General features: G+C 43.8%; 7 protein-coding genes. All 7 read right to left on the reverse strand.

The annotated features are described in order from the left end of the window. Positions 1 to 113 (reverse strand): Rpn family recombination-promoting nuclease/putative transposase (locus tag BUB92_RS12035; RefSeq protein ID WP_143156937.1); only part of this gene is annotated, 113 nt, incomplete at its 3' end. 77 nt (positions 114 to 190) lie between these two features. After that, complete coding sequence (locus BUB92_RS10290) at positions 191 to 1,042, reverse strand: hypothetical protein (protein WP_073093441.1); 852 nt, start codon at positions 1,040 to 1,042, stop codon at positions 191 to 193. Positions 1,043 to 1,045: 3 nt separating this feature from the next. Beyond that, on the reverse strand, positions 1,046 to 1,546 hold the full coding sequence (locus BUB92_RS10295) for a hypothetical protein (protein ID WP_073093442.1): 501 nt from the start codon (positions 1,544 to 1,546) through the stop codon (positions 1,046 to 1,048). 4 nt (positions 1,547 to 1,550) lie between these two features. Further along, entirely contained in the window at positions 1,551 to 2,606 is a 1,056-nt protein-coding gene (locus BUB92_RS10300; RefSeq protein WP_073093443.1) for an RAMP superfamily CRISPR-associated protein, read from the reverse strand. Positions 2,607 to 2,610: 4 nt separating this feature from the next. Next, complete coding sequence (locus tag BUB92_RS10305) at positions 2,611 to 5,943, reverse strand: CRISPR-associated protein Csx11 (RefSeq protein ID WP_073093445.1); 3,333 nt, start codon at positions 5,941 to 5,943, stop codon at positions 2,611 to 2,613. Then, positions 5,940 to 7,100: an RAMP superfamily CRISPR-associated protein gene (locus tag BUB92_RS10310; RefSeq protein WP_073093446.1), complete on the reverse strand. Its 1,161-nt coding sequence runs from the start codon at positions 7,098 to 7,100 to the stop codon at positions 5,940 to 5,942. Before BUB92_RS10310 ends, BUB92_RS10305 begins: the two co-directional genes overlap by 4 nt. Before the next feature lie 24 nt (positions 7,101 to 7,124). Next, positions 7,125 to 8,111, reverse strand: coding sequence for an RAMP superfamily CRISPR-associated protein (locus BUB92_RS10315; protein ID WP_073093447.1), 987 nt, complete (start codon positions 8,109 to 8,111; stop codon positions 7,125 to 7,127). Positions 8,112 to 8,305 lie beyond the last annotated feature (194 nt).

Below are 8,305 nucleotides of genomic sequence, written 5' to 3' on the forward strand. Positions count from 1 at the left end.
TCAGCTATCTTTTTTATTCCCTCCGGCAGGATGTAGGAGAGAAAGCTCCCTGCTATGCGGGGATTTTCCAGGTATTTTTTGAAAAACCGGTCATGGATGTTTATTTCTCCCATGAAAAGGCTCCTTTCCGGAAAAGTTGTTTAATATTACCTCTTTCATGGCCATCCCCTCCCCAGTATCACCATGTCCCTCAAACCCGCACAAATTTTCCTTTTTGCAGCACATATTTTTTGCCGGCATAAGCTTCCGGATTTTTAATAAGGCTTCCCGGTTTTACAAAATGGCCTGCTTTCTCCGCTTCAGGTACGGACTTTCTGAAATTCAGTTCTACCAGAAGGGCAGTTTCCCCCTGCAGGCATACATTTTCCTCCAGAGGCAAAAAGTTTTTCAAAGGTTCAGCTCTCTCCAGATGCAAGTTCCCTTCCCCATCCAGATTCCAGAGAGCAAGCTCATCATTTTTTACCTCCTTTTGCAATACCAGTTCCATTTCTCCCATACCATAACGGCGTTCACCACCTGCATATATAAGGCGGGGGATAAAGGAAAAGATTTTTTCATCTTCCAGGCCGATCAGTCCTATCCAGTACAGGGAGAAAATTTTTTCCCCGCTGCGGTTTTTGCGGGAACAGGGAAGGATATATTCGATCTCATGCAGGCTCATATCCCAGGCCTTGCGGGAAATTCCCTCCACAGCAGTTGACATCAGAAGGTCGGTAAAATAGAAGCGAAATTCTGCCTCGCTCTTTCCTCCCAGGTAAAACCGCCCTTTTTTATAAAGAGGAAACATAGGCTCCAGAGAAGAAATTTCTTTTTCAGTACTACCCGTTTCCAACAGAGCCGGATAAAAACTGGTAACAGCAGCAAAGTGCTTTTCGCTTTCGTCAAGCCGGGCAAACGATTCCCGGCGCAGAAATGCATCAGTCAAGGCCCCCCACATCGTCCAGCCGGGAATAAAAATCCCGGTTTCCGCAATGACGCCCCAGCGAAAAGATCCTATATGCAGAGGCTGTTTCTGTCTGAAAACCAGTTTAAACCATTTCATAGCCTAAACCCTCACCGCCTTGGCATGGTAACGAGCATAAAGCAGGACTTTTTCCATCAGATCCCGCATAAAGAGAAGTTTGGGCAAATCTCCTGCCAGATCGATGAAAAACTGGTTCAGTTCGCTGTAAAACGCTTTTTCATACTCTTTTTTTCTCCTGCCTTCTTCCATTTTTCTTCCCTGTATTTCCTGAAATCTTCTTTGCAGATTTGCCAGCGTATTTTCATAAACAGTTTCCTTTTCCAGCCCTTCTGTCAGCTGGCAGATTTTGCAGAAAAACTTCACTATTTTTTGCCTTTCTAAAGCTTCTAAGCCTTGTCTCTCTATATCCCTCCATACGTCTTTTTCCAGTCTCATTTTTTCACAGGCATAGATCCACATGGCAAAAAGACCGTCATTTATCAGTACCCCCAGTATTTTGTCGATATCTAAATAAGCCAGAATCTCTTCGGCTATCAGTTCAAACGCAGTCCGGTTGATGATATATTCTATATTGCCAGCCATCTCCCTAATCCTCCTCAATATCGGTTAAAACCAGGTGCATCCTGCCAAATCCCCGGGTAGTCATTCCCCCTATCCCCAGGGTATGAAAAAAGCGTCCGGCATCTTCCAGGGCATTCTTCAACTGCTGTTCTGAGGGAAGCTCTTCTTCCAGCAATCCGGCAAAGGCAGCCTTATCAAAAATCCTTATCTCCCCCTTAAATATCGTTCCGCGCGGAACTGCTTCGGAAGTAAATAAGGCTTTTTCCCGGGCAGCACCCGTTAAAGGATCAATAGCAACCGAAGTTCTAACTTCCAGATTAGAATTTACGATAGAGGAGAAAAATTCTTTCTCCACCAGAACAATATCTTCTGCTCGCAATTCCCATCTACCGATTTTTAATCCCCTGTAATTCATCTTTTCCCAGCGGTACGGCAAATAAAGCCATCCCAGATTTATGGCACCCTCTTTAGTCTCTTCCACCTCTTCCCCGGTAAAACATACCTTTATCGCCTCTTCTTCCTCCGTTTCCGCATCACCTAGCAGCCCTGCTTCCTGCATCAGGGAAGGGGTACTGATCCACCTGGTTCCTTCCCGGGTAAAAACCGGGAAGAACAATATGTTAAGATCGCTGAAAAAAATCATTCCCTGCCAGCTCTGGTCTTTTTTAGAGAATCCAAATCCCCGGCATACCAGGCAGCGGCCGCAGTGACCGGTATCCTTTTCTTCAACATCAGCAATATTCAGCCCGGGACTTTCATCCTGCCCCGCACATTTTAAAGCTGCATAGCGGTTAGCCTCATACCCTTTCACCCATTCCGGAGCTTCTTCGACTAAAATATCGCTTAACGGTTTTTCCTTGCGACTTGTCCTGTGCAGCCGATAATCTGTCTTAAAATATTTATGTATCTCCAGGCAGGTATAATAACGCCAGGTTCCTGCCAGGCTGGTAGCCGGTATTTTGGGGATATTAGTTATGGGATCGCGTACTATTGTATTGTCAACCCTGCCTATGCTGTATCCTCCCGTCCCTATATGCACCGGATCAGCCGCAAGGGCTAAAACGCCAACTCTTTTTACCATTATTTCATACCTCCTTTAAGGCTATATGCCAGAATGCGAACATATCAACCAGCAGTTTCAAAACAGGGGGATCCATTTTTTCCAGCAGACAGCTGTAAAAATCCTCCCTTTCTGTATCTATTTCCATTATTTCGGCTATTCCTCTCCTTAGCTCTTCATCGTGTTTCAGATTTAATATGTTTATGCAGGCAGAAGCCAGCAATTCCTTCATCTCTTCCCCGCTTTCCAGGTATTCATATATAAAGCCTATCAGCCTCTGCAGCTTAGAGCTCCTGTCTTTCTCTTTTCCGAATAATTGTCTGAATTTTTTAAATTTAGGGATTAAATAATCTATGTCATAAGGCCGGTTATCTTTAAGGAATAATTTTCTTTTCACCCTGCTGGTACTGTTCTCCTCATTTATCCCTTCTTCATAAAAAATATCTCTTCTTCGTATATTGGCGTCCAGAAATTCAAAATCAAAAGTGTTAGGCATAATATACAGCTTCTCCCTGACATCTATTTCTTTTATGCTGCGTATAATCTGTCCCTCCTGATCATCGGGGTGCACATAAAAAGCATAGCTTCCTTCCCCTTCTTCCCGGCCTTCTATCCTGTATAAGGAATAGTAATCGGCCGGCTTGTTTTCTATACCTAGTTCTTTAATATAATCCAAAGCTTTTTCTATCTTGCTCTTTACCTGAGCAGCTGGCACGATACACTCCAGGCTTTTTGTATTTTCCACATCCCGGCGTATGCGCCTTAAGGCATTTATCCCTACATAAAGCGGCCGGCGATAGTTCTGTACTATCACCCCAATATGCAGAGGCAGCTTGCCATATACGAAACCAAACCATTCCTGGTATTTTTCATTAACTGCATCCAGCAAAAAAGGCACATATTCGGCTGGCAGCACAAACTGCCAGCTCACCGGGGTAGGTTCAATTATGGATAAATAGGGAAGATAGTCTTCAAAAACTATTTTATCCCCTTCTGCCTCCTCTAAAGGCCAGGGTAGGATCAATTCTCCCACCTCTCTGCCATCCGGGTAGGGCTTAAGTTTGAAAATTTTCTGTTCCGGCTTTTTGGCTTCCGGCAGGTAGGATAAAAGATAGATTTCCCTGTCTTTACAGTAGAAGAATATATCCCCATCAAAATACTCGCCTTCCTTAAAGTCGGAGCCGGGAAGGATTTTTACATACTCATTGTTATCAATATTCTTCCATACCACCCTTTTTCTTCTCTGTTCCGGAATGCCAGCATAACAGATGAGTTTTTCTTTAATATTCCGGAAAAAATCCCGGGTATTATCCCAGACTCTTCGCAGCCGGGCCGGAGAAGGATTTTGGCGTACCATAAACTGGAACAGGAGGGTTGCTAAAAGATGCAGTGCTTCATCATTCTCTTCTTTAAATTCCTGCCATTTTATGCATTTATTCTCCCAGTCTATCCTGTCACCCAGGATGGATCCTTTTACCCATGTCTCCCAGGAGGTGCCGGTGATAGAATGGAAAAATATCTGGCGTATAAAATCATTAAACGTTTCCCCTCGTTTTTTACATCCCCTATAAGCTTCTGGTGCCAGTTCCTCCGGAAAAAAGATAAAATCACGGAGCAGCCCTTCCGACTGCGGGGTAAGGGAGGAAGATTTTTTGATTAGCAATTTGCACATCTCATCCAGTTCTATGTTATAATCCGGAAAATTTTTATCCAGTCCCCGATCCAGCCAGGTTAGCTTCCCCTCTTCCTGGCGGATGGTTTTGACTATTCTTATTATTTCCTCTAAGCTTCCTTTTTCCCGGGTAAGCTGCTTTTTCTTCTCAATAAACCTCTTTTTTTCTTCACCCTTTTCCTGCCTTATATGCTCTCCTATTCTTTTTATTTCCTCTTTTAACCGGCCAATGCCCAGATCGTTTTCGACATCACAATCTGCCAGCAGCAAAAAGATAAAACTTTTTATCCCTCTGATATGTTTTGCTGCTTCTTCCCTGCGTACCAGACAGGTATTAAACATATTTCCATTTAGCCAGTCCCTAAGCTCAAATTTGAGGGTTACCAGAGCAACCTGCCCGTTCCTGTCCCTCAATTCCGACATCCATATAGTCTCTTCATTTCTTTTCTCCAGCCATCCGGCAAGCCTTTTTCGGGATTTGTTTTCCCGGCAATAAGCGCAAAGATATTTTTCCTCTCCGGATTCTATTTCCTCAGCTTCTACCAGCCTTATCCGGCATATCTGGCATATTCCCCGGTATTTTTCCCTGATCTCCAGTTCGATTTTTTTCCTTTCCACCTGCAAAAAGTTTTCCTTCGCTTTTTCCAGAAGATATCCCAGTTGCATGAGCCCCCGGGAAGCAGAGCTTAAAAAGACTGCCGGATAAAATTCGCCTCCGATTTCCCGGGTAAAAATACTTTTTATCTCTTCCTTTAAACAGTTAAAATCAGGATTTAATTCTGCCAGTCCGTCCGTAAAATCCCTGCCCCATATTTCCCCTACCAGGAAATAGATGCCGGTCTCATCGCGGTAGATTTCATTGCCGGCCGGGTAATCATATTCTAGAAGCTTTTTTATCTGCTTATCCAGCACCTGCATTTTTTCACGGTACCATGCAATATGAGAAGGTTTATGTCCTCTTTCAGCCATCCCCAGTTTGTCATACTGCACTCCCAGGATGCGCCAGCCATAGTTTTTCAGATTTACATTCAGATCATCTTTCATTACGGCTTCGGCCAGACAGGCTTTGAACATGGAAGCTGCCATATAGGCCTGATCCCAGAGGGTTATATCATTGATAGGATACCTGTCATCACTTAATAAAGCAGAGGTGAAGTTTTTAAAGCGAGTGCGAAAGTCTTCTATATTTTCCCATGTCCAAATTTCTTGTTTTAAAATCTCTTCCAGATCATTAAATATACCCTCCATCTCTTGCCTGATAGTATTTTCCTCCCTGTCCACATAAAAAATCCAATCCTTAAATCCACCCAGAGCATTGCCCAGCCACTTGCGGTTATCAGGTTTTACTTTTATATCCTTTGGCGGAGTTCCTTTATCTATGCCGGAATTATAGTTTTCACAGTGCTGGTAGATAGTGCGTAAACAGGTATCTGTTTTGTCGCGCCAGTCTTCAAGAAAATCATCCCAGAGATCAAATTCCTGCCCGTTTACCTTTATTTTATGTCCGGAAAAATAACGTGCTAAATCCTTAAGTCCTCCGTTTTCCATATTATTTACACTGATACACCCGGCATTGGGAGGAGAGGAAAATTTTGTTTTATCCCACAAGGCCATAAGGGCAGCAATTTCCAGCTTTAATAAGGGCATGCGGTGTTCCTGCAATCTTTTTAAACAGTCAGCTGTCATTTTTCCTGCCTCCCCCCTCCTTCTATTATTTCCCAGCCGTTTAAACTCCTGTCCGAAAATTCCAGTTCTTTTTCTTCTCCTCCTTTAATAAAACAGCATTTTTCACCCGGGTAAAAGGCAAAAGTTCCCCACCCCCAGCGGGTTTTGGCCCCCAGACCTCTTTCAGCCAGCCTTTCCAGGGCTTCAAGCAGTAGCCGCAAGTCCTCTTCAACTTCTTTTTTTACTTCTTCATCTCTCTTAAACACCCCAGTAAAGGGAACATAGGCTATCTGCAGAATACCTTCACTCCCTGCCGGTACGGCCTCATAAAACACCGGCCCCCTGCCTGCCCGCCTGCGCCGGTGGTGGGGATTGATAACTTCCAGGGTAATACTGTCAAAAAAAGTCGGGTAAAAAATAGCCCTTCCCCGGCGGGTTCCCCACTCTCTCATCCATCCCCAGGTCTTTTCCTCTTCCTCTCCTATCATTCCCAGGGCCGTATAGATGATTTCTTCCAGGTCCTCTTCGCTCTCCAGGTTTTTTATCCTGTCAAGCAGGTCTTTTTCTATCCTGATCCCTAGCTCAAACAGCAGAAAGGAAAAGAGGTGACTTTTTACCTTTTCGCCATTTATTTCTTCATCCTTATACATGCGGGTTAATTCTTCTTCTAAAGCTTTGATATATTCCGAACCTGCTCCCAGGAGGCGAAAGTAGCTTTCTATGGCTGTCCTTTTGTTTTCTTTTTCCCCAACTATATCCTTAAGCACAGAGGCTATATTCCCTTTCCACCCGCTTCCCCTTATCACTGGTACTTTAAAAGCTTTGTCCTTGAGCACGGGATTATGGACAAGGTATAATTCCTCATCGTCTCTGGAAAAATATGGCTGCTTCAGCTTAAATCTAGCCCACAGGACGAAGGAATAAGCAGGCAGTGTCTCCAGCACAGGAAAAACTTCTTCTTTTTTGGTCTTTATCCCGCTTATTTCCATAATTCGGCTATACTGTTCCCGGCACAAAAAAGACTGTTCATGCCAGTTTCGCACCACCCCTGCACGCAGGCGGTTTACTTTTGTTAAGTCTTCCCGAACATGAAAGCCGTAGTTTTTACACCGGGAAATATAATTTTCTGGTATATCTGAAGCCAGAAATGACTCATAAATATGTTTTTCCTCAGCCATAAAACCCTCCCCTTTTGAGGCTAATTACAGATTAAGCAGAGAAGTAATAGAGATAAATCCGGTTTGATATTTGTCTCCTTTCCGGTATACCCAGGGCAGAATTTTCGAACCATGCGGAGCATCCGGCGGAGGTTTTTCTACCGTTCCAAAAACCTGATGCATTTTTGCCTTTTCCTCCTCTCCCTCTTCCCGGGCAAAAACACACCTTTTCTGTTTTTTTTCCTCGATCAATGCCTTCAAGATTTCTTCAATCCTCTTCTTTTGGAGGCCTTTTTCCAGAGCTTTTATCCGGCAGTTTCCGCTTTCCCAGCTGGTTAAATCTTCAAAACTAGTTACCTTTTCTACCAGGTCTGTAAACTTTTTATCTTTACCTCCCCAGAAGCTGAACCGAAACTGGTTTTCCCCCTCTTCCCACAATAAGAGTTCCCCTCCCCTCTCTTTTATGTCCAGTACCTGCAATCTTCCCCAGCCCAGGTTCCATTTGCTTCCCCAGAAGCCATACCTGTCCATAAAAGCAAGCAGGGGATAGAGAATACTTTCAGCTATGAAATCATCAGTTGCAAAATTTATAGCACATTTTCCCCAGAAAAAATCATCAGAAGAATGGATCCCGCTCTGGCGAAGAAAGGAGGAAGTAAAAGGATTTTTCAGAACTTTGATTATTTTAATTTCACTAATAAAAATCCTTCCCTGCCATCCTGTAGTGCCAAAAATAATGTCCGGCAGCGATATTCTCTTCTCCAGCAAAATCTTGATAATCTCCCGCTCAGCAGATCCATTTTCTAATATCAGGCTTTTTAAGTCTTCTCCGCTCCAGGGAGCGGTAAACTGTCCCCTCCCCTTATCAAAATCCTTTTTTCCAACCAGCCCTCCTGCATAACATATAGTTTCAAACCAGAAACGCAAACTGCCCAGGAGCGAAGAAGACCTTATCCCACGGCGAACCTGATAAGCCCCTCCCGTCCTTAAAGGGGTAACTGTTTCCAGATAAACCTGAATCTGCTTTCTCATATACCTCACATCTCCCTTAAATCAGAAAGAGATTGTCATCTTTAAACCCTGCCCGGAAATAATGCCATTTCCTGAGATTTTATGTATGCTTTTTCCATTATTTCTGTAAATTCTCCACTAATTCTCATTTTCCTGCAAAACAAAACGGGAACGGCGCTTTTGTGTTATTCAGCAATCCGTCCCCTTTTCCTGAC

Origin of the sequence: Thermosyntropha lipolytica DSM 11003 (genome assembly GCF_900129805.1) — a bacterium.
Classification (GTDB): Bacteria; Bacillota; Syntrophomonadia; order Syntrophomonadales; family Syntrophomonadaceae; genus Thermosyntropha; species Thermosyntropha lipolytica.